The sequence below is a fragment of the Candidatus Phytoplasma zeae genome (assembly GCF_001712875.1).
In the GTDB taxonomy this organism is placed as follows: Bacteria; Bacillota_I; Bacilli_A; order Acholeplasmatales; family Acholeplasmataceae; genus Phytoplasma; species Phytoplasma asteris.
The window spans coordinates 164,915-187,992 of sequence record NZ_CP015149.1 but is presented as its reverse complement, the minus strand read 5'-3'; the positions used below and the strand labels follow the sequence as shown (position 1 = coordinate 187,992).

The 23,078-nt window shown below is 27.0% G+C and carries 15 protein-coding genes, 6 pseudogenes and 1 riboswitch; of the genes and pseudogenes, 14 read left to right on the top strand and 7 right to left on the bottom strand.

Features of this window, described 5'->3' with window-relative positions:
- Nucleotides 1–102: 102 nt before the first annotated feature.
- Both MBSPM3_RS00925 and MBSPM3_RS03315 read right to left on the bottom strand, forming a co-directional pair.
- Nucleotides 103–567 carry a hypothetical protein gene (locus MBSPM3_RS00925; protein WP_320409449.1) on the bottom strand — a complete coding sequence of 155 codons (465 nt, stop codon included), beginning with the start codon at nt 565–567 and terminating at the stop codon, nt 103–105.
- A 615-nt stretch (nt 568–1,182) separates the two neighbouring features.
- Nucleotides 1,183–1,788 (bottom strand): annotated as a pseudogene (locus tag MBSPM3_RS03315) (phase variable surface lipoprotein).
- A gap of 213 nt (nt 1,789–2,001) precedes the next feature.
- Between MBSPM3_RS03315 and MBSPM3_RS00915 the strand changes: the two are divergent.
- Entirely contained in the window at nt 2,002–2,616 is a 615-nt protein-coding gene (locus MBSPM3_RS00915; RefSeq protein WP_069028132.1) for a hypothetical protein, read from the top strand.
- 287 nt (nt 2,617–2,903) lie between these two features.
- Nucleotides 2,904–3,358, top strand: a pseudogene (locus MBSPM3_RS03145) (hypothetical protein); the annotation flags it as partial.
- Between the two features lie 102 nt (nt 3,359–3,460).
- Here the strand turns inward: MBSPM3_RS03145 and MBSPM3_RS00905 are convergent.
- The 4 genes and pseudogenes from MBSPM3_RS00905 to MBSPM3_RS02900 form a co-directional block, all read right to left on the bottom strand.
- Entirely contained in the window at nt 3,461–3,769 is a 309-nt protein-coding gene (locus MBSPM3_RS00905; RefSeq protein WP_069028131.1) for a hypothetical protein, read from the bottom strand.
- 12 nt (nt 3,770–3,781) lie between these two features.
- Nucleotides 3,782–3,841, bottom strand: a pseudogene (locus tag MBSPM3_RS03345) (hypothetical protein); the annotation flags it as partial.
- A 612-nt stretch (nt 3,842–4,453) separates the two neighbouring features.
- Nucleotides 4,454–5,397: pseudogene (locus MBSPM3_RS00895) on the bottom strand (IS3 family transposase).
- A gap of 423 nt (nt 5,398–5,820) precedes the next feature.
- Nucleotides 5,821–6,156: pseudogene (locus MBSPM3_RS02900) on the bottom strand (phase variable surface lipoprotein); the annotation flags it as partial.
- A gap of 164 nt (nt 6,157–6,320) precedes the next feature.
- Between MBSPM3_RS02900 and MBSPM3_RS00885 the strand changes: the two are divergent.
- Nucleotides 6,321–6,608, top strand: coding sequence for a hypothetical protein (locus MBSPM3_RS00885; RefSeq protein ID WP_069028127.1), 288 nt, complete (start codon nt 6,321–6,323; stop codon nt 6,606–6,608).
- A gap of 108 nt (nt 6,609–6,716) precedes the next feature.
- Here the strand turns inward: MBSPM3_RS00885 and MBSPM3_RS00880 are convergent, their stop codons facing one another.
- Nucleotides 6,717–8,441, bottom strand: a complete 1,725-nt coding sequence (locus MBSPM3_RS00880; protein WP_232308854.1) for an ABC transporter permease subunit — start codon at nt 8,439–8,441, stop codon at nt 6,717–6,719.
- 55 nt (nt 8,442–8,496) lie between these two features.
- Nucleotides 8,497–8,667, bottom strand: a riboswitch (Lysine riboswitch).
- 1,433 nt (nt 8,668–10,100) lie between these two features.
- On the opposite strand from MBSPM3_RS00880, the gene lysS reads away from it, so the two are divergent.
- The 11 genes and pseudogenes from lysS (at nt 10,101) to pheT (ending at nt 23,013) form a co-directional block, all read left to right on the top strand.
- Nucleotides 10,101–11,636, top strand: coding sequence for a lysine--tRNA ligase (gene lysS, locus MBSPM3_RS00870; protein ID WP_069028124.1), 1,536 nt, complete (start codon nt 10,101–10,103; stop codon nt 11,634–11,636).
- 137 nt (nt 11,637–11,773) lie between these two features.
- A complete protein-coding gene (locus MBSPM3_RS00865) occupies nt 11,774–12,148 on the top strand; it encodes a hypothetical protein (RefSeq protein WP_069028123.1) in 375 nt (124 codons plus the stop codon).
- 393 nt (nt 12,149–12,541) lie between these two features.
- A complete protein-coding gene (gene dnaE, locus MBSPM3_RS00855) occupies nt 12,542–15,292 on the top strand; it encodes a DNA polymerase III subunit alpha (protein WP_069028121.1) in 2,751 nt (916 codons plus the stop codon).
- Between the two features lie 198 nt (nt 15,293–15,490).
- Nucleotides 15,491–15,781, top strand: coding sequence for a hypothetical protein (locus tag MBSPM3_RS03140; RefSeq protein WP_034172368.1), 291 nt, complete (start codon nt 15,491–15,493; stop codon nt 15,779–15,781).
- Between the two features lie 10 nt (nt 15,782–15,791).
- The gene (locus tag MBSPM3_RS00845; protein WP_069028120.1) at nt 15,792–16,136 is read left to right on the top strand and encodes an SAV1803-related protein; all 345 of its coding nucleotides are present in this window, start codon (nt 15,792–15,794) and stop codon (nt 16,134–16,136) included.
- A 271-nt stretch (nt 16,137–16,407) separates the two neighbouring features.
- Nucleotides 16,408–16,668, top strand: coding sequence for an HAD hydrolase family protein (locus MBSPM3_RS03340; RefSeq protein ID WP_083985326.1), 261 nt, complete (start codon nt 16,408–16,410; stop codon nt 16,666–16,668).
- Nucleotides 16,669–16,762: 94 nt separating this feature from the next.
- The gene (locus tag MBSPM3_RS03280; RefSeq protein WP_083985307.1) at nt 16,763–17,164 is read left to right on the top strand and encodes an HAD family hydrolase; all 402 of its coding nucleotides are present in this window, start codon (nt 16,763–16,765) and stop codon (nt 17,162–17,164) included.
- A gap of 58 nt (nt 17,165–17,222) precedes the next feature.
- Nucleotides 17,223–18,926: pseudogene (gene asnB / locus MBSPM3_RS00835) on the top strand (asparagine synthase B).
- A gap of 178 nt (nt 18,927–19,104) precedes the next feature.
- Nucleotides 19,105–19,458: a hypothetical protein gene (locus MBSPM3_RS00830; RefSeq protein ID WP_069028119.1), complete on the top strand. Its 354-nt coding sequence runs from the start codon at nt 19,105–19,107 to the stop codon at nt 19,456–19,458.
- Between the two features lie 65 nt (nt 19,459–19,523).
- Nucleotides 19,524–20,558 carry a phenylalanine--tRNA ligase subunit alpha gene (gene pheS / locus MBSPM3_RS00825; protein ID WP_069028118.1) on the top strand — a complete coding sequence of 345 codons (1,035 nt, stop codon included), beginning with the start codon at nt 19,524–19,526 and terminating at the stop codon, nt 20,556–20,558.
- Entirely contained in the window at nt 20,545–23,013 is a 2,469-nt protein-coding gene (gene pheT / locus MBSPM3_RS00820; RefSeq protein ID WP_069028117.1) for a phenylalanine--tRNA ligase subunit beta, read from the top strand. Before pheS ends, pheT begins: the two co-directional genes overlap by 14 nt.
- Nucleotides 23,014–23,078 lie beyond the last annotated feature (65 nt).

Below are 23,078 nucleotides of genomic sequence, written 5' to 3'. Positions count from 1 at the left end.
TTTATTTTTAAAAAGGAAACAAGGGGTTATTTTTATATCGATAAATAATAATGATAGATAAAAAGTTAAAAATAAGTTTATTTATTTTCAGGATGTGGTTTTTTAACCCGATAACCTACTTTTCTTTTGGATAAAAAATGATTTAATGTATTTTAAATCTTCTAATCGATAATAAATGGTGTTTAATCCCCATTTATAGTGTGTTTTGATGGGGTTGTTATAATTATCTAGTTTTTTGGAATTTAATTTGGATAATTTTAAAGCATCTAATTTGTATATATTTATTTTGCTTATTAATTCTTTAATGTAGTCTTTTTGTTCTTTGTGATAATTAATTTGGAAGATAGGAAAATGTGTTTTAAGGCTAAGTTTTTGTCCTTTGGGAGGTGTTATGGGGTTTGTGAGTGTTATTTGTGTGTTGTTATCGGTTTCGGGTGAGTGAGTTTTAATTATTTCTATTCTATATTTTTTCACCCAATAATAATAAGTACTTCTTTTTATATCGAGTAGTTTTAAAATGGTGGCTAAATTAAAATTTTCTTTTTTAATTTTGTCAACTATTTTCAAAATGTTTGATTTATCATTTTTATAAATTTCTTTAATGAAAGTGCACAATAATTTATTTTTTTGGAGTTCTTGTTGTTTTAGTTTATCTTCTTTTTCATGATTAAAATATTATTTCCTTTTCTATGTTATTTATATTAACCATTATAACTCTAAATGGTTGAATTTATTAAAAAAAGGGGGTCAGCGCAACTGGGGGATTTTTTATTTTTCTTATTCTTTTATTTGTGTGTACTTTATAATTTTTGTTAGCGCTTCAGCGCGTTAAGGAATTGTGTTTTGTTTTATAATAACAACCTCATTACTAATACTGGTGAGGCAGTTAATTTTAAAATTTAAATTATATTTAAAAATTAAAATAGTTTTAAAAATTTAATTTAAAAAAGAAGCATTTTTTTTATATCGATTAATAATAATGATAGATAAAAGATACAACGATAATATCAAATATCGAGTATCATTATCATTATCGATATAAAATATAAAATATCACTGGTTAAATTTGTTTGGGTTTATATAGAATATTTGAAGAGACAAATTGTCATAAAAGTGTCAGTGAAGTGTCATAAAACTGTCAGTAAACTGTCATAAAAGTATCAGTGAATTGTCATAAAACTGTCAGTCTTGAGAAATATATTTAGGGTGTATCTTTTTCACCCGATAACCTTGTTTGGTTTTGGTTAAGAAGAATTGAAAATATTTTAAATCTTCTGGGCGGTAATAGATGATATTTAGACCTTTATTATAGTTAGTTTTGATTGGGTTATGATATTTATCTAGTTTATTGGGGTCTAATTGGTATAATTGTAAGCTTTCTAGTTTATGAAGATTGATTTTATCAATTAATTCTTTGATGGTGTTTTGGATTCATTTTTATAATTGATTTGAAAAATATCATGAGAGGTTTTAAAGGGGTTATTTTGGTTTTTAAGAGGGGTTAAATCTGAAAGCAATAGTTTACTATTACTAGAAGAGAAATTATCCTTAATTAAGTTGTTTTTTTGTTTGTTTAATTTTTTCTAAGATTTGAGGGTCGACAAAAAGAGTTTGATTTTTAGGGCGATAGTTGGCTTCTTGGTAAATATTTTTCTTTTTAGATTGGGTTATAATGGTTAGGTTGATTAAATCTTCTTTTAAAGTTTGTAAAAAGAGTTTAATTTGGTCTAAGTCAGTGGGGGTAGTATGGTGCTTCCGAACTTTAGACACTTTTTCATCTAATGACAATGTTTTGTTATTTTTAAAAGATAGGCAATTATCTCCTTAATTTTTAATCTTAAAGAATAATTTTAGAGACAAAATTTGTCTAAAAAACAGAACATCTCATCCGTTTAAAGAATATTTAAATTTGAAATATTATTAGATATGTTAAAATATAATTACATGAAGATATTTTAATTCAAGTGTTGATAAAATTAAATAAAAAAGGAGATCTTATAATTGTTAAAAAAATTAGTTAAAAATAATTATTTAGTTTTTTTGATGTTAATAACATTAATTATGATTTTTTTCTCATCGATATTTAGTAAAAAAATTTTTGCACACAATACAACGAATATACAACAAAAACAATCTGTTGAAATTTTAGAAGTAAAAAATAAAAAATTTAATTTTATGGATTGTAAAAATTTTTCTCTCTTGGCTTTAAACAGAATTAATTTATTTAATTCAGGGATAGCAACAAATCCTAATGATGTTGAAAAATTAAATGATATTACTCAAAAATGTTGCGATATAATTAATAGCTCATTTTCAAATAAGTTTAAAAACCAAACATCTATTCGAGAATATCCGAATACAAATTTAGTAACAATTGTAAATAATTTGAAAAAAGTTATTATGAATAATTCAATTCATAATAATATAGAAATCCATGATACTTTTACAAATTGGAATCAGTATTTTGAAAATTGTTGCGATATATTATTATCATCTTTCATCGAATGTAGTGAAACATATTCAGATGATGAATCCGAGTCTATTTTAATTTTTATGGCTTCTCAAATAACAGGTGTGTTATCAGATATGTTGATACCATATATTCTAGCTGATTAAATTTTTATAATTTATTTTAATTATTTATTTAATAAAAAATAATTTTTAGTATAAAATAAATTGTTACAATAAATAAATATTCGAAAATTATTATTTTAAAAGACTCTTCTTTTGGGAGTCTTTTTTTATCTAATTTTATGTGTTTTTTGATGTTTATCTCAATTTGAAAATTTTAAATATTTTTTTATTTCTTACATTAACCATTTATTATTAACCATTTATTAAAATTCTTTTTTTGTTGTTATATTTTTCTTATTAAGATTCCAAAAAAATAAATTGTAATTTCTAAACAAACTAAAATAACAATGATTAATGATAATTTTTCTGCTAGTAATAGTTTTTAAACTATTACTTTAAAATTTGAAGCCTTTTTTTAAAAGTTGAAATAACACATTTAAACACCTATATCATCTTTTTTAAATCAATTATCAAAATGAATCCAAAAATACCATCAAAGAAATTATTGGCAAAATTAATTTTCCTCAATACAACATTACAATTATACCAACCAGACCCCCCCCCCAATAAAAAAGATAAATACCATAATCCTATCAAAACCAACTATAAAAAAGGGTTAAATATCATTTATTATCGTCAAGAAGATTTACAATATCTGCGATTCTTTTTAACTAAAACCAAACAAAAAGGTGGATGCGCACCAACTAATATTGGTGAAGCTTATTGGGGCATTAATGGGATTTTTAAGTGGTTCCATTTTTGGGGTACACATCATCCATTTTAAGGGTGCGCTTCAGGTACTCACCCGTAAAATAAAAAAGACCTTAAAAAGGGTCTTAATGAAAATGAATAATATATTTTTTTATATTAATAAAAATAATTAAAATTAATCTTCTTTAATTTTAATTAAAGGTTTTAAATTGAAAGTTACTTTTTTATTATTTTTTTGAAATATTTTTTTAATTTCTGATATTTTTTGTTTTAATTCAATATTTTTTTGTTCTAATTTTATAATTTGTCGGGATTCGTAAAAATTTAATCTTTTTTCTTCTTGATTTCTAAAATAATGTATTTGTTCTACAATTTGTTTTTGTTCTCTTAAAAGATCAAATAAATTTACACTTGTATTAATTGCTTTTTTATCAATATAATTATTATCACTATTCATCGCCATTACTTTATTATTATTATTCATAAATAATAATCCTATAAAACTTATTAAACAAATATAAATTATTCTACTAAATTGATTTTTTACTTTAGACACAAATTAAAACTCCTGTACTGCTATACCAAAAATGGCCCCGTTTAAAAGAAAATAAAGACAAATAAAGAATTAAGCCATTTATTGGACCCAATACCTTGTTTTTTAGCTAAAAAACAAAATTTGAATTTATCAAACGTATCTTTATAATAACATATTTTTTCACTAATATAAAATTTTTCGCCCTTTTTTTAATTTTTTTTTAAATTTTTTGCATTTAAAGAAACAAAGAAAAAAGAAAAGAAGCAAAAGAAAAAAGAAAAAAAGAAATTTTGGTGAGTGCACTGTTCCTTTTTTTAGACAACTTTTGTCTTTAAAATTATTCTTTAAAACTTAAAATTAAGTGATAATTTCATATCTTTTCAAACTAACAAAGTATTTTCATTAGACTAAAAAAGTGTCTAATATTTTTTTATAATTGGCTAGTTTCAAAAGATATTTTTGCTAATATTTTATATCTTCACTATATAGTTAGGTAAAAAAGTTAAAAACTCATATACAAAATGAAAAGAAAATACATTTTCTTATTAATAAGATCATTTTATTTGAAAAAAGGCGTAATAAAGATACCTTTTTTAAAAGGTTATATTATTTTATGTTAAATTAACTAAAAATTTATCTTAAACTTTGCGCATATTGGATAGGAGAAAGATAGTTTAATTTAGCTAAAAGCCATTTTTGATTCCAAAAATTAGGAAATTGTTTAATGATAGTTTTTATTTTTGTCATTGGTTTTTGGAATAAAAAAGGATGACGATTTTCTAGAATACTTTTCATTTGGCCGAAAAGATTCTCAATAACTGCGCGTTATCACGTGGAGTTGCTTTACGAGACATGCTGATTAAAAATCCTTTTTTGGTGAAGGTTTGTTGGACTTTTTGCTATTGATAAACTGTACCTTGGTCAGAGTGGATAATACAAGAATTTTTTAGTTTAGGAATTTTTTTGATAGTGTTTAAAATTAAATCCTTATTTTGTTGCTGAGAAACATGAGAAGCGACTATTTTATTATTAAAAGAGTCGATAATACAAGAAAAATATAAAAATCCTTGGGGAGTTTTAAAATAAGTAATATCGGTAAAGAGTTTTTGCATCGGTTGAGTGGTTTTAAAATCTTGATTAATTAAATTAAGAACTATATTTAATTGCGTTTTTAATTGTTGATAATGATATTTATTTTTTTTAATTCTGAGACGACAACAAATGTTATTTTCTTTCATGATGAGATAAACTTTTTTCTTAGCAATAAATTCATTAAATATGTTTTGGTATAAATGAGTGGTTTTACGATGACCAAAGAAATATTCATATGTTTGACACAAAGCTTGGATGCGTTTTTGTTGTAAAAGATATTTTGTTTGTCTTAATTTTAATTTTTCTTTGGTTTTTAACCAATAATAATAAGTACTTCGTTTAATCTTAATTGTTTGTAAAATGGTAGTTAAATTTAAATCTTTTTGAAATTTGGCCACCAAATTAAAGATAATTGTTTTATCTAGCTTTTCCATTTTATGAATTATTTGTTGTAATAAGTTGATTTTTTGTTTTAATTTTTTCATTTTAACACCAATTTATCTGCTAATTTTTAATTATATCAATCATTATAACTCTTTAAAGGTTTTTTAATGCTATTAAATAATTATTAATTTTGTTTTTAACTAATATATTATTTATTTAAACACACAACACAAACCTATAACTGGTAAGGCAGTTAATTTAAAAATTAAAGTTTATTTAATTATAAAAATAAATTAAAAAATAAAATTAATTAAAAAGAAAAGATTTTATTTATATCGAAATAATAATGATATTAAAAATGATAATTCGATAATATCAAATATCGAGTATCATTATCATTATCGATATAAAATATAAAATATCACTGGTTAAATTTGTTTGGGTTTATATAGAATATTTGAAGAGACAAATTGTCATAAAAGTGTCAGTGAAGTGTCATAAACTGTCAGTCTTGAGAAATATATTTAAGAAATATATTTATATTTAGGGTGTATCTTTTTCACCCGATAACCTTGTTTGGTTTTGGTTAAAAATAATTTGATGTGTTTTAAATCTTCTTGGCGGTAATAGATGATATTTAGACCTTTCTTATAGTTAGTTTTTATGGGATTATTATATTTATCTAGTTTATTGGGGTCTAATTGGTATAATTGTAAGGTTTCTAGTTTGTGAGGATTAATTTTGCCGATCAATTCTTTGATGGTGTTTTTAGCTTCATTTTTATAATTGATTTGAAAGATATCATGAGAGGGTTTAAGGGGGTTATTTTGGTTTTTAAGAGGGGTTAAATCTGAAAGTAATGGGTTAAGGCAAGAATTACTTTTTAAATGTTTGTTTGTGGCTTGCTATTTTGTTATAGGTTTGTTGGCTTTTAGGATATATGTAGCTGTAGAAATGTTTGAACATAAACGCTATTATCATTTAAAAAAAAGAAGAAATAAAAAAATTACAAATAATAGGTGTTTTGCCAAAAGATATTAATCAAATTTTAAAAAAGACTTTATTATTCAATTTTGATAAATTGGAAATAATTGGAGAAGCTATAATTAATTCTATATTTTATATCATTTTACTTTGGCTTTTTGTATTTATACCTAAAAATATAAAATGGTTTACAAATATATCTGATTTTTTTTATTATTTATCTTTAATAATAATATCTGTTGTTTGGGCTGTTATCATTAGATATTTATTAAACAAAACAATTATTAATAAATTTATGAAATTATATCAAAAACAATTATTTAAATAATCATTTATCATATCTTAAATTTCAATCAATAATGAAGGCTAACTTTTTGAAAGTTATCCTTTTAATAATAACAAATAAATTATAACTAAATATCTTATATTATATAGTTTAAACTTGTCTTACTTTTTCCATTTTTTTCAAAAAGAAAATAACAGTTCCTACAATAATCAAATAAATAATAGAAGAAATATAATAAGGTTTAGGGCTTGCAACACTACTATACAAAGCATTAGAAGCACAAGCAATATCAATAATTCCACCTAACATACTAAAAACAACACAATCTTTTAAATTAATAATAAACTCATTTAAAATAGGAGTTTGTGATCTTTTAATAGCTTGGGGCAAAACAATATAGCGCATTGTTTGAGTATGTGTCATTCCCAAAGACAAGGAAGCCTCAATTTGTCCTTTATCCAAAAAGTAAATATTTTTAGTAATAATTTCTGAAATATAGCCCATAGTATTTAAAATAATTACCATATAAGCAGCAAACATTGGAGTATACCAAGTAGCATTTTGGAAAAAAACAAACTCTTTTAAGAAAAAATAACTCACAAAAGCTTGCACTAACATAGGAGTACTTTTAATAATCCATATATAAAAATTAATAATTCTACATCCTATTTGATGCAAATAATAAATTAAAAAATGACTTTTCTTTTTGGTAATATTTAACAATTGGAAAAGAACTAACAATAAAGATAAGACAAATCCTCCAAAAGTTCCATAAATCCCAAATTTAAGAGTTGTTAAAATCCCTCTTTTATAAAGAGAAAAGTTATTTTTAAAAATAGACCATATATTTAATGTATCTTTTTCTGAGGTTTGTTTATACATGAATTCTTTTCTTTTATCTGAGGTAAGTTCTTTTGTTAAAAAATCTTCAATGTCTTCTTTGGTAATTTGTTTGTTGTTAATAAATTCTTTGTTAATGTCTTTTTGTTTTTGAAATCCAATAGCAAGTATTCCAGCGGCTTGTTTTATTTCTTTATATAAAGCTTTTTCTTTATCTTTTTCGATGATTTGAGCTTGTTTTATTTCTTCATCTTGTTTTATTTTATTATCTAAAATTATTTCTTTTTTTATTTCTATTTTATCTAAATTATTATGAGTTTGTAAATGTTTTTGGGCAACAGTTACATCAGCTAAATAAAAATATTTGGAATCTGTTTGAACTTTTTGAGCTTGAACATCAAAATTATCAATTCCTTCTACTTCATTTCCTTTTAATGTTTTTGCTATTTGTTCGTAAAAAGTTCCTCGTTGATATAACATTTTTCCAGGTAATTGAATTTTGTCATTAACTATAAATTCACCCTTATTAGGATTATTTTTATTTATAACAATAACATAAAATTGATCTTCATCATAATAAGAATTATCAGTAAAATCAATTTGGTCTTGTCTTTCTTTTGTTTTACTCATCCCTGAAATAATTAAATCAATATCTCCATTTTGACAAGCAGGAATTAAACTATCAAAATCTATTTTTTTAATTACTAATTTAATTTTTTTATCATACTTTGCATTTAAATAATCAACTAATTCTTTAGCTACTAAAACATCATATCCAGCAACTAAAATATCACTTTCTTTACCATTTATTGTTAAAGGATGCAAGTCTTTTTTATCTTTATTATTAGAAAGATAATTATAAGGTTTATAATTGCATTCCATTCCTACAACTAAAGTATTTTCATCTTTTTTTTTAGTATTTTGAGGATAAAAATCATCATATAATAAAAAAGATACAATAATAGTTAAAATTGTTAAAAAAAGATATTTAGCTTTAAAATAATTCTTAATTCTTGAAAAAGATAACGTTAGCAAATGATTTTCCTTCCTATAAAACAAAAAACCTTCTTAAAAGAAGGTTTGAGAGAGACTTGATTAAAGCGCCTTTACTGTTAAAACAGCAAGAATATTATAGATATTTTCTATAATCTCATAATAAATTATTGCCATAATTATTATTCGGCGATGGTTACCTTTCTTATGCTTCACAGAATGCCTTCTTCACATAATACTCTTTTACACCGCTACCTCTTTTTGATTTTATATAAAATTTTATTTAGTAATCGAAACATATAATAAAAATTTATTATATAGTAAATTATAACATAATTTTTTAAACTGTTTTATTTATTTAGACAACTTAATATTTTAAGATGATGTAGTTTCTATTTTCATTTCATCTGCAATTGTAATTTTTTCATAATCACTTTTAGCAAATTCAATTTCATATTTAATATCAAAAACAACATCTTTTAAGATTTTATCTATTTTAATAAAGGTAATATTTTCATCTTTAATATCTTCTATATTGATATTTTGATTATGTTTTGTTTATAATTCTTTTGGATGTGCTCCATTATGCTGGTATTATTATTTTTATTGTTTTTAGTTTTCATGTTTTTCATATTTTGTTGTTTTCCTTTGTTTTTTTACTATAATAAAACTTACTATACTAAAACTTTTACAAATAAAACATTTTTACGACATGCCAAGTTCAAAAGAAACAAAAGAAACACAAAGCAAAAACACAAGGAAAATTAAGGACTTGATTGCTTTGTGACTTATGGCAAAATAATTAAAATGCGATTTACAACAATTTACACTAATCCTATTTTAACACATTTTGACAAAATATCAAAATTAAGGAATAACATAAACTAAATTTGGAATTCCATTATAAATATTTTCATAATCTTAATAAACTTATATATCACTTTACAAATTTATCATATAACTATTTAAATTTATTCATTTTGTTCCATTTTTGCATAAAAAAGTTCAAAAAAAATCAATTTTTTTCACAAAAAGCACTTTTTGCTGTTGTTTTTTTAGTAAAATATTTTATCTTAAAAAAAACAAATGGAGGTTTAAAATGTATAACTAAGGAATGTTTGATGCTTCATCAGGAATGATGACAGGATTAATTGTATTTTTAGTAGCTTTAGCATTTTTCTTTATTGTCCTTTTTTTACAAATGGGGATATAGTTGCGAAATGAATAGCAAAAGCATTGTATTGCCTTTAATAGTTACTTTTTTATTAGTCGGTATTCTTTGATTTCTTATCGGTTATTTGGTTAGAACTAATAAAAAAACACCACCAAAACCACGATATAAATAATTTTTAATATTTACTTATTTTGTTAAAAACATCCTTTTAAAAATTATCTTTTTTTGCAAATCATCTCTTTTAAAACTATTTTGATTTCAAATTTTAATTCATCAATCAAAAACAAAAAGCAATTTTAATTTTGTAAAATTCAATTACCAACCCAAAGGCATTCTTTATGAGTGTCTTTTTTTTATTTTATCCAAACTAATTAACTTTTTTGCTTTTTCAAACCACCAAATAAAAAAAATTGCATTTCCCCACAAAAAAACCCCAACCCCTCCAAAAACATCACCAAAACCCAAGTTTTTTTGGTATAATAAAGGTTAAATGTTTAAAAAAATTAAATGATGCAAGGAGCATATAAATGGCAACAAAATTAAGCGAACAAGAAATTATTAGACATCAAAAAATGAATGAATTAAAAAAAATAAACATTGATCCTTTTGGAAAAAAATTTGTCCCTTCTCATTCCATCGAACAAATTCTTTTGCAATACCAAAAAGCAGATAGTCTAGCTCTCGAACAATCACAAATAAATGTTTGTGTAGCTGGCAGAATCGTTTTAAAAAGAGGACAAGGCAAAGCAGGTTTTTTGCATTTACAAGATTTTAATTTCCGAATGCAAGCATATATAAAACTGGATTTAGTGGGCAAAGATGCTTTTCAGATTTATCAAAATTGTGATTTAGGAGATATCATAGGAATCAAAGGTTTTTTATTTAAAACCAAAACGCAAGAATTAACCATTAAAGCCTTGGAATTTATTCATCTTACCAAAGCCCTAAAACCTTTACCTGACAAATTTCATGGCTTGCAAAACCGCGAAGAGATGAGAAAAAATCGCTATGTTGATCTAATCGTAAACGAAAAAACAAGACAAGTATTTTTAACTCGCAGTTTGATTATGAAATACATTAGAAATTTTTTTGATAATCAGGGCTTTTTAGAAGTAGAAACTCCTATTTTACAACCAACTTTGGGAGGCGCTTCTGCCAAACCTTTTATCACTCATCACAACGCTCTTGATTATGATTTTTACTTGAGAATTGCTACCGAATTACCCCTTAAAAAATTAATTGTTGGTGGAATGAATAAAGTCTATGAAATCGGACGTCTTTTCAGAAATGAAGGAATTGATGCCACACATAATCCCGAATTTAGCACTATTGAGGCTTACTTGGCTTATGCTGATATGCAAGATATTATGGACTTAACAAAGCAATGCTTGCAAGAATTGGCCCAAAAATTGTTTGGCAAGTTGCAATTTACTTACCAAAACCAAGAAATTGATTTTTCCCATTTTGCAAAAGTAAGTATGGTTGTATCAATCAAGGAAAAAACAGGAATTGATTTTACAGATAATTTTACCTTGGAACAATGCCTTTCTTTGGCAAAAAAACACCAAATTGAAGTTATGCCCCATTTTAGTAAAGGACATATCATTGAGGCTTTTTTCGGAAAATACGTAGAAAACACTCTCGTTCAACCTACTTTTGTCTACGGACATCCACTGGAAATAAGTCCTTTGGCAAAACAAAACGAAGCTGATCCTCGCTTTACTGACCGTTTTGAACTTTTTATTGTAGGTAAGGAATTTGCTAATGCTTTTAGCGAACTTAACGACCCTATCGAACAAGAAAAACGTTTTTTAAATCAATTACAACAAAAACAATTAGGCAACGACGAAGCCAATGACATGGACTATGATTTCTTAAACGCCCTTAATTATGGCATGCCTCCAACTGGTGGTCTTGGAATGGGACTTGATCGTTTGGTTATGCTTTTAACCGATACTGCAAATATTCGTGATGTTATTTTATTTCCACATTGTAAAAATCAAAATAAATTTAGTCAAAACAAAACAGCAAATAAAGTCCTAACGAATAACGATAACGAATAAAGCAAGCAAAAACAAGCAAGCCAAAAATAAATTATTCCCAAAAGCAAAAATCTCCAAATCACCAAAGCCCAAAAATCCGAAAATAAAAAAGGGTAAAAAATATTTTATATAAAATGGGTTAATGATAATTAAATATTTTGTGTTGCAAAAACAACCGAAGGGATAAAAAAATTAAACAAAAGACAATTATAATTATTTTAGGAGCAATTTTTACATTTTTTTCCTTAATTTTAATTTGTGGAGTTTATTTTTTAACTAACTTTACTTTTGCCAAAATACCAAACTCAAATCATAATGCAACATTCCCAAAACCCAAAGTTAACGATATTTATCTAGATTCAGCCGAACAAGTCCAAAATTATATCAAAGAAAAATTCCCCGATTCTTTTCCTGTTTGCATTAACTACCCTTCTTTTTGTTATTATTTGTGTTCTTTGCAAAATTCAAAAAAAACCTTTTTACCTCAAAAATGTCCCAAAGAAATTAATATATGTCTATCAAAAAGACATTGATTTATCCAAATACGGATATTGCAATAACACTCATAGTATCGAAGATTTAAAAAATTCTCGATTAGGTATTAAAAAATTTATACCTTTTTGGGTTAAAAGATGGTTCGCAAGCATAACCAAAACAAAGAGATGCAATAATAAATTCGTCGTCATCAAGAACTAGACAGAAAAACTGGGATGGTTCACCAAATTTGCAAAATTGGCAAAGCCAAAATTGGGAAGACGAATTAGAAGAAAATTGGGAAAAAGAGTTCCAAACAGATTGGGAAGATGAATAAAGTTTTTGCAAATCACAAAAAATAAATAAAATTAGAAAATCCAAACAAACATCCAAACAAACAAACATCCAAAACAACAATACTTTTATTTTTCAGCCAGCAAGGAAGTGCAATTATGAGAGGCGTTTTTTATTTGCAAAGTTTTTATAGCTTATTACAAAGTCTTAATTCTTTAGAAACTTTGGTACAAAAAGCCAAAGAAAATGATTATGATTTTGTTGCTTTGAGCGATGATAATTTATATGGCATGCCAACTTTTTTAAAATTATGCCATAACTATCAAATCAAACCTATTTTAGGACTAAAAATAAATTTTTTGCACAACAATCAACTAGCAACACTTTTAATTTATGCCAAAAACGACCAAGGAATCAAAAATTTAATTCAAATTTCAACTATTATTAAAAATGAAGAAACACCCCAAATTACCTTAAATCAAATTGCTCATTTAGGTAAAGATTTGTTTGCTTTGATTCCTGGAGAAAATCCCTTTTTTGATGATATGTTTTTTCGCGACCAAAAAGATAAATTTTTTCAAATAGCTACTCAATTACAAAAAATATTTGACGAACTTGTATTAGGTATTTCTTATCAAAACTCCTTTTTGGAATTACTTTCTGAAAACATCATTGATTTTGCAAACCACTTCCAAATTCCTTATGTACCAATTAACAAAACTTGCTATGATACTTTTCAAGCCCAACCAACCTATCAAATACTTGCACAAATGGAAAATAAAAAAAACGACGAACAAACTGATTTATCTTTTTTAACCAAAGATAATTTTGATAGCGCATACAACGCCCAAACACATAAAGCAATGTTTGCTTATTTAAAAAAATTAATCTTTTCTATTAAATATCAAAATTATTTACCACAAAAAATGTTGTTGCCTTCCTTTGTTGATTTTTTACAACCCCAAAAAATAACTGCCAAAGAGTACTTAAAACAAATTTCTTATAAAGGTTTGCACCAATACATCGATTTTAAAAACTCTAAATATACCAAATACCAACAAAGGCTAGATCAAGAATTACAAATTATAGCTGATATGGAATATGACAATTATTTTTTAATTGTAGGTGATGTTGTAAGATACGCCAAAAAACAAGGTATTTTAGTAGGTCCTGGTAGAGGCTCTTCTTCGGGTTCTTTGGTGTGTTTTTGTTTACAAATTACAGAGATTGACCCTTTACAATATGACCTTATTTTTGAGCGTTTTTTAAATCCTCAAAGAAAAACTATGCCAGATATTGACCTTGATTTTCCAGACAATACAAGAGATTTAATTATTCAATATGTTTGTCAAAAGTACGGTACCAAACACGTAGCAAGTATTATTACTTTTGGTAGATTTGTAAGCCAAAAAGTCATTATCAATGAATTAGTTAAATTTATGCCCACAGTAAGGGAATTCCAAACTAAACGCGTTTTGGCATATTTGGATAAAAAAAGCACTTATCAAAAAGAAACTTTGGATTTGCAAATGAAAAACTTACTTACAATGGCATCTTATATCGAAGGAATACCACGGTTTACAGGAACCCATCCAGCAGGAATTATTTTAAGCCAAATGCCCCTTGATCAAATTATTCCCTTACAAAAAGGCACTCATAATAACTTACAACAAACCCAATGGGAAGCTTCTTTCCTTGAATCAATCGGACTTCTCAAAATAGATTTTTTAGGATTAAGAAGTCTTACTTTGATGAATAAAATGGTCTTAGCCATTCAAAAAACTAATCCCCATTTTAGTCTTTTTAAAATCCCTTTAAACGACACAAAAACTTTCGAGCTGTTGCAACAAGGAAAAACAATAGGGATTTTTCAATTAGAATCTTATAACGCCAAAATCTTTTTACAAAAAATGATGCCCCAAAAGTTCGAAGACCTAATTGCCTTACTTGCCTTAAATAGACCAGGGCCCTTCGATTCTTTTAATATGTTTTTAAAAAACCGCCATCAAAAAACTACCACTTTTTTTAGCCCCTTAATTGATTTTATCCTCCAACCCACTTATGGCATTATTCTTTATCAAGAACAAATTATGCAAATTGTAGCTGTCTTTGCCAAATACAGTCTTGCCCAAGCAGACCTTTTTAGAAGAGCTATTAGCAAAAAGGAAAAAGATTTATTATTGCAAGAAAAAAACAACTTCATTGCCCAAAGCAAAGAACAAGGACGCGACCTTACAATAGCTAACAAACTTTATGATTATATTTTAAAATTTGCCAATTACGGTTTTAACAAAAGTCACAGTGTCGCTTATTCTTTAATTAGTTATCGTATGGCTTATTTGAAAGCTAATCATTTTATTGCTTTTGTAATTACTTTATTAAATGATGCTATTGGAGATGCAACCCAGACAGAAATTTTGCTCAAAGAAGTTATCCAAAAAGGTATCATTATAGAACCACCCCATATATTTAGTAGCCAAGATAAATATTATTTCAAAGACAATAAATTATTTTTGCCTCTAACTATTATTAAAGGAATAAATGTTGCTTTTTGCCAAGAATTAATGAAAGAACAAAAAAAATTAATTAAAGAACACCAAAAATTAACTAAAACTACCCAAATGCCCCTTTATTATTCTTTTAAAACCTTTAAACAACAATTGTTTCCTTTCCTCACCGAACCTTTATTAACTAATTTAATTTTTGCAGGCACCCTTGATAAAATGGGGCTAAACCGAAATACTTTAGAAAAAAACAAAGATTTAAAAGAAGTTAAATATTATCCATATTCGGATTACGAACCTAAAATACACCCCGAATTACCTTTAAAAGAACTTGTCATTAAACAAAAAAAAACATTAGGCTTTGGACTTCATAATTTATTAATTAATCAAAAAAATAAATCTTAAATATTATTTTATTATTCAAAATTATTGTAAATATAAACACATTATTAAATTATTTAAAATTATTATATTTCTATATTTTGCTCCTTTTGCCTTTTTCATATTTTTTGCTTTGCTTTTCATTTTTTTGTTTTTAATTTGATTAAATCTGTTTTTTAAAAAATCACACAATCAATAAAAATAAATAAAAGAGGATAAAAATTGAATAAATTATTAATTGTAACAATATTAGTAATCATTTTTTGCGCAATACATTTTAAACAAAAAGTCAACATCAAAAAAAATATTGTCTTTTTATCAGAAAAAATCAGTTTATGGATGCAAACATTTTATTTTTATCATGCCATTTATTGTGAATTAAAAAAAATAAATAATTTCTTTTTGATGAAATTTCTTTGGAACTCCAATCGTAAATGCAACAATATATTAAAACATTTACAAGACATTCACACCATTTTTGATAAATTACAACAAGACCAAAAAAATAACTGATATTTAAATTATGATGCTTTTAACATACGATCAATCAGTAACTTTTTTAAAACAAAAATACGGTTTAGTAAGTGGCTCTTATTTTATGGATGCAAGTTTTACTCAAACTAACTCAAATATCAAAAAAACAGCTGAAGGCTTAGAAATACACCACATAAAAGAATATCAAGCAAGAGGATTATCAAATCCCAAATACGCCAAACACCACCCTTTTGAATACCAAAAAGGCATTAATTTGGTGTATTGTAATTTATTAGAACATTTTCTTTTGCATTTAAAAATTTGTGATTATTCCAAAACCTTTTACATCCTGAAGTTGGCAAAAAGGGAGCAGAAATTATTTTTCATCGTTTAGCTAAAATCTTTTTTGACAATCCTTTTGAATATCAAAAAAAACAAATGCATATCAGCCCAAAAAAATTTATTATCAAAAAAGTGATTTTTGGAAATGCTTTTATTTATACCAAAGTTTAAAAGTTTATTTATGACAAAATAAAAATATTTGATTTGTATAATATTTTATGTCATTTATTTTTTTCATCATTTTTGCATTAATTAGTTATCTTTTGATTATAATATATCAAGGAATAAAGCAACAAATATGAAAAAAACTATTCTTTTTTGATATTGACCAAACTTTATACAACGGCAAAACCAAAGAAATTCCTTCACAAATCACAAAACTTTTACAAACCCTAGCGCAAAACCCCAATAATATTTTAGGAATTGCTACAGGAAGAAACTACAAAGGTTTAAGCGTTTTAAAGGAACTTACTTCTTTATTTAAGTATTTTGTTGTTCTAAATGGAGCTATTACTTGTAAAGCCACAAATATCGTCCAACAAACTTGCATCCCCCAAGAACTTGTAATTAAACTAAATTGCTAAGCCCAAAAAAAAGGAATCATAGTTCTAAATGTCAGTTTAGAAGAAAAGGGCATAACCCAAACAACAGATCCTGATTCTAAAAGTTTGTTTGATAATGCAATGTTGCAAAAAAAATCCCATCAAAAGCAATCTTCATTTAGAAAAACCTATTTACAAAATTAATTTATTCCATCCAAATACCTCCATTGTTGTTGATTTTTTAAAAGATTTTGAACAACTCCACGCTTATTATTGTAAAAATAGTGTTGTAAGTTTAAGTGCCAAACAAGTTAATAAAGCTTATGGTATCCAAGCAATTATGAAAGACCACAAAGACTGCCAATTAATTTGCATGGGAGATGGTTGCAACGATTTTGAAATGCTTCAATTTGCAGATATAGGAATCGTCATGGCAAATACTCATTATGAAACTCTTCACAAAGTTGCCAATTTAACTGCTCCTCACATCGAAAAAAACGCTTTATATGATTTTTTTAAAGATTATAATTTGTTATGAAGTTTTTTATCGAAGAAAAAATAAAATGTGTTTTCAATGCGTTTAAAAGGAGAATAAAATGTGTTCAATTTTTGGAATACTAAATATTAAAACCGATCCACAAATGTTGCGTGACCAAGCTCTTAAACTTTCCAGTTTGATGCGTCATCGAGGACCTTATTGGTCAGGAATTTTTGCCTATCAAAAAGCCATTTTAGCACACGAAAGACTATCAATTGTAGATGTTAATGCTGGAGCTCAACCACTTTATAATAAAACCAAAACCTTAGTACTTGCAGTAAATGGAGAAATTTATAACTACCTAGATTTACACCAACAATACAAAGATAAATACGAATTCCAAACAGAATCAGATTGTGAAGTTATTCTAGCACTATATCAAGAAAAAGGTGTTAATTTTTTAGATGAATTACAAGGAATGTTTGCATTTATTTTATATGATCTTACAAAAAACACCTATCTTATAGGACGCGATCATATGGGAATAATTCCACTTTATATGAGATATGACCTTAACCAAAATTTTTATATAGCTTCTGAAATGAAAGCCTTAATTCCCATTTGCCAAAACCTTTCTATTTTTCCTCCAGGAAATTATTTATCTAGTGAATCTGGCAAAATGGTGAAATATTATAAACGCAATTGGATGGATTATCAAAATGTTTACAACAACCAAACCAACACAACCCAATTACGTAATTTTCTTGAAGAATCAGTAAAAAAACATTTAATGTCTGATGTTCCTTATGGCGTACTTTTATCTGGTGGTCTTGACTCTTCTATTATTTCTGGAATCACTAAAAAATTTGCCAAACACCGCATAGAAGAATCAAGTAAAAAAGAGGCTTGGTTCCTTTCACTTCATTATTTTGCTGTAGGTCTTAAAGGCGCTCATGATCTTAAAGCTGCCAAAGAAGTAGCCAATCATTTAGGAACAGTCCATCATGAAATTAATTTTACTATTCAAGAAGGCATAGATGCTTTAAAAGATGTTATTTATCACATTGAAACGTATGATATTACAACTATTCGCGCATCAATTCCTATGTATTTAATGGCTCGCAAAATTAAAGCTATGGGCATCAAAATGGTTCTTTCTGGTGAAGGTGCTGATGAGATTTTTGGAGGTTATCTATATTTTCATAAAGCCCCTAATGCTCAAGAATTCCACAAAGAAACAGTCCGTAAATTAGCTTCATTACATTTATATGATTGTGCACGAGCCAACAAAGCAATGAGTGCTTGGGGAGTAGAGGAGCGAGTTCCTTTCTTAGAAAAAAACTTTTTAGATGTTGCTATGAGACTTAATCCCAAAGATAAAATGTGTGGCACAAATGGCAAAATAGAAAAACATATTCTACGACAAACATTTGAATCTTATTTACCCAAAAAGATTGTATGGCGCAAAAAAGAACAATTTTCTGATAGAGTAGGCTACAGTTGTATTGATGCTTTAAAACAACTTGCCCAAACCAAAATCACAGATACATAATTAAAAAATGCTTATGTTCGTTTCCCTTACAATACTCCTACAAACAAAGAAGGCTACATGTATCGCGAAATTTTTTAAACCTTATTTCCTTTGCCAAGTGCAATAAGTCTTGTTCCTGGTGGTCCTTCAATTGCTTGCTGTACTGCAAAAGTTATCGAATGGGACAAAGCTTTTAAACAAATAAACGACACTTCAGGAGGCGCTGCATTAGGAGTGCATAATGAAACTTATAAGGACAAATTAAATTTTATTCAACAATCCCCAACTTAAATTAACTTTATTTTTTGCTTTTAATTGTTTTGTGCGAACCAAATAATAAAAAAACAAATAATAAAATAAAAAAACTAATCCAAAATCACAAATCACAAATTATATTTTTTGCAAACATTTCTAACACCCATTTTGCAACTCCAAATTTTTACAACTTTATCCCAGAAAGGATATTTATATGAACCAAAAACCAAAAAAAGCCTTAATTAAAAAAAACAATTTGACCCAAACTAACACACCCAAAAAACCTTTTTTAAGTAGCAAACTATTAAGAAATTGCATTATTTTTAACTCTATTGTCATTGTTGTATTAGCAATTTATTTAAGTAAACCTACTCAAACAGATATTTACCAAAAAACCACCCAACTACATTTAACAGCAATGGTAGCAGGAATGTTTTTAGGAGGTACTATTTTAGGATTAAAAAAAGGATCTTTTGGCGTTTCTTTAGGATTTTTATTAGGAGCTACCTTAGGAATGTGGCTATCGTTACTTACTAAAGGAAACATTATTTCGATAATTCAAATTTAGTTTTTAATTTTAACCCCAACCCCAATATTTTTCATTTCCAAAATAAAGAAAGTGTTATCATTTTTATGCAAACCAAAATCAAAAATCTAACCGCACAATTTCACACCATTTTACAAAAAAACAAACATGATTTAGACCAATTAATGACCTTAGACAAAGAATTTTTAGGCAAAAAGGGCATCTTGTTTGAACTTACCCAAGAGCTAAAAAGCCTTCCTCATGCCCAAAAAGCAGTTGCAGGCAAATTAATTAACGTTTTAAAACAAGAAATTATTTTAACTTTACAAAAAGAAAAAGAAATTTTACAAAGAAACCAACTAAACGCCAAATTGCTCCAAGAAGAAATTGATCCTACTTTACCAGGATTGAAATTTTTCCAAGGAAGCACCCACCCCCTTAATCAAATCATTGAACAAATTGAAGATTTATTTTTATCTTTAGGTTATGAAATTAAAGAAGGCAACGAAATTGAAACTGATTTTTATAATTTTGAAATGCTCAACATGGGCAAAGGCCACCCCGCAAGAGCAATGCAAGACTCTTTTTATATTGACCCCCAAAAACTTTTGCGCACCCACACTTCCAACGTCCAAGTCAAAGAAATGAAAGCTCGCCAAGGAGGACCCCTCAAAATTATTTCTCCTGGAAAAGTTTACCGCAAAGATGATGATGACGCCACTCATAGCCATCAATTTATGCAACTCGAAGGACTTGTCATTGACAAAAACATTAATTTTTCCCATCTCAAAGAAACTCTTTTACTCATTACCAAAGAATTATTTGGCACTTCCCAAGAAATTCATTTAAGACCGTCTTATTTTCCCTTTACCGAACCTAGCATTGAAGTTGATTTAGTAATTACCAAAAAAGATGGCACCAAAGAATATTTAGAAATTTTAGGAGCTGGTTTAGTGCATCCCCAAGTTCTTAAAAACGCTAATTATGAACCTGAAAAATATCAAGGTTTTGCCTTTGGAATAGGTATTGAAAGAATTGCTATGATTAAATATCAAATTGACAATATTAGACATTTTTATACTAATGATATTCGCTTTTTAAAACAATTTACAAGGAACACCCCCAACAATGAAAATTATTGAAAATATTTTAAAAAACCATTTTTCGCAACCCCTTTCCCAAAATATTTCTGCCTTAACTAACAATTATATTACCGAAGTGCAAAATTTTTTCCCCCTATCCAAAAACACTAATTTAGTGGTGGGGCAAATTCTTAACTTTCAAAAAATTAAAGGTTCCCAAAAATTAAATTTAGTAGAAGTTAACACCGGCACAAAAGTAGTCAAAATTGTTTGTGGAGCTTCTAATTTACAAAATGGCAAAAAAGTTATTGTAGCTTCAGAAGGTTCTTTTTTGGAAGGCATCAACGCCACCCTTAAAAACAAAAAAATTTATGGAGTTTTTTCAGAAGGAATGCTTTGTGCTTTGGAAGAATTGGGAATTAGTACCAAATTTTTAACTCCCCAAGAACAAGAAGGGATTTATCTTTTTGATGACCCCAACGACCAAATTGCTTTGGGAAGTAATGCTTTAATTCCTTTAGGACTTGATTGTTTTATCTTAGAATTAGGGCTTACACCCAATCGTGGTGACCTTTTATCTCACCTAGGTTTTGCCAAAGATCTCAAAGCAGTTTTGTCTTCTCAAAGTTCCAATAACAATCAAGAAACAAAAGCAACCAACTACAAAACAAAAAACAGCGAAGACCAAACAACCCCAAAAACGCTCCCCCAATTAAACTCCGATTTTTTTGCAAACTTGCCTCAATCTCCTTTAAAAGTCCAAATTGAAAACGACAGTTGTTATGAATACAACGCTTGTATCCTGGAAAACATCAAAATCAAACCTTCTCCTTTATGGTTGCGAAACGCCCTCTTACAATCAGGCATCAACCCAATCAACAATGTTGTTGACATCACTAATTTAATTTTAATCGAATACGGTATTCCCCTACACGCTTTTGATTCTGAAAACATCAAACAAATCAAAGTTAGAAAAGCCTTACCACAAGAAAATATTACAACTCTTAACCAAAATGATTTTGTTTTAGATGAAAATGATTTAGTTATTACAGATGGCAAAAAAGCCATTGCTCTAGCTGGTATTGTAGGACTTTTAGAAAGTAGCATTAAACCTACAACTACTAAAATTATTCTTGAAGCTGCTTATTTTTCGCCCCAAACTATTGCCCAAACTTGTCAAAAACTAAAAACCAAAACTGAAAGTTCCCTACGTTTTGAAAGAGGCATTGACCAAAGTCTTATTCCTTTAGCTTTTCAAAAAGCATGCCAACTTTTAGTCACTTTAGCAGATGCCAAAATTACTTACCAACCTGTAATTACAAAACAAAAAAACCGTACCAATCCTACTATTTCTTTGAATCTTGATTTTGTTACAAGAAAAATTGGCGTTTCTTTGTGCCCTACTCAAATCAAAAATTGGTTATTAAACCTAGATTATCAGATACATACATCCAAACATTTAGGACCACAGAACAAAAACGAACAATTAAACCTCCAAGCTCCTTTACGTCGTTATGATGTCAAAATTAAAGAAGATATCATTTCTGATTTAACTAGACTTTATGGTTGCCATAAATTACCTCCCCAAACAATTCAAATCCCTACTCAAGGAAAATTAACCTTAAAACAAAAAAATATTAGAGAATTGCGCAAACTCTTAGTTAATTTAGGATTTTATGAAACTATTACTTACAGTTTAATTAGCTCTGAGATGTTTGAAGCTTTTACTCCTCAAAAACCCTTTATCAAAATAATGAATCCTTTGTCACAAGACAAAATGATTTTAAGACAAAGTTTGCTAAGTAGTTTAGTAGAAGTTTTAAGCTATCAGCACAAACGACAAACTTTTGATACTGCTTTTTTTGAAATTGGAAAAACTTATTTTCCCAACCAAGAAACATTAAGTCTTGCTTTTGCTTTGAGTGGTCATTTCTTAAATTCCTTGTGGCACAAACAAGATGTTTCAAGTTCTTTTTTTGTTACCAAAGGCATCCTTGAAAAAATTAGTGCTTTTCTAGGCATTACCCTTACTTATCAAAAAACACAACAACATAGTAATTTTCATCCAGGAATGCAAGCCGATTTGTTATTTAACAATCAAATAATAGGAGTTATCGGAAAAACACATCCCCAACTTAATACCAAATACCACTTAAAAGAAAGTTTTCTTTGTGAACTTTTTTTAACGGATGAAATTCTTAAAAATACAAAAACGTTTACCTTCCAACCAATTCCTAAATTTCCTACTGTTATTCGTGATTTAGCCTTTTTAGTAGATACCAAATATTCCTTTTATCAAATCGAAAAAACCATTAAACAAACTACCCCTTTTGATTTAATCAAATGTGAATTATTTGATGTTTATCAAATACCTACAACCAAAGAAAAACATTCTCTTGCCCTTAGACTTTTTTTCAATAACTTAGATAAAAACTTAGAAAAACAAGATGTAGAACATTGTATGGAAAAAATTACTTCTAATTTGATTAAACACTTTCATATTGAAATTAGATAAAAATAGATAAAAAAAATGCTTTTTAAGTGTATATGCAAGTATAATAATTGTGGTAAAGGTAAAAT

Coding starts and splice junctions, on each gene's coding strand:
- MBSPM3_RS00830 (WP_069028119.1), top strand. CDS start 19,105: ATGAACCAAAAACCAAAAAAAGCCTTAATTAAAAAAAACAATTTGACC.
- MBSPM3_RS03280 (WP_083985307.1), top strand. CDS start 16,763: ATGCAATGTTGCAAAAAAAATCCCATCAAAAGCAATCTTCATTTAGAA.
- lysS (WP_069028124.1), top strand. CDS start 10,101: ATGGCAACAAAATTAAGCGAACAAGAAATTATTAGACATCAAAAAATG.
- pheS (WP_069028118.1), top strand. CDS start 19,524: ATGCAAACCAAAATCAAAAATCTAACCGCACAATTTCACACCATTTTA.
- MBSPM3_RS00905 (WP_069028131.1), bottom strand. CDS start 3,769: ATGAATAATAATAATAAAGTAATGGCGATGAATAGTGATAATAATTAT.
- dnaE (WP_069028121.1), top strand. CDS start 12,542: ATGAGAGGCGTTTTTTATTTGCAAAGTTTTTATAGCTTATTACAAAGT.
- pheT (WP_069028117.1), top strand. CDS start 20,545: ATGAAAATTATTGAAAATATTTTAAAAAACCATTTTTCGCAACCCCTT.
- MBSPM3_RS00845 (WP_069028120.1), top strand. CDS start 15,792: ATGATGCTTTTAACATACGATCAATCAGTAACTTTTTTAAAACAAAAA.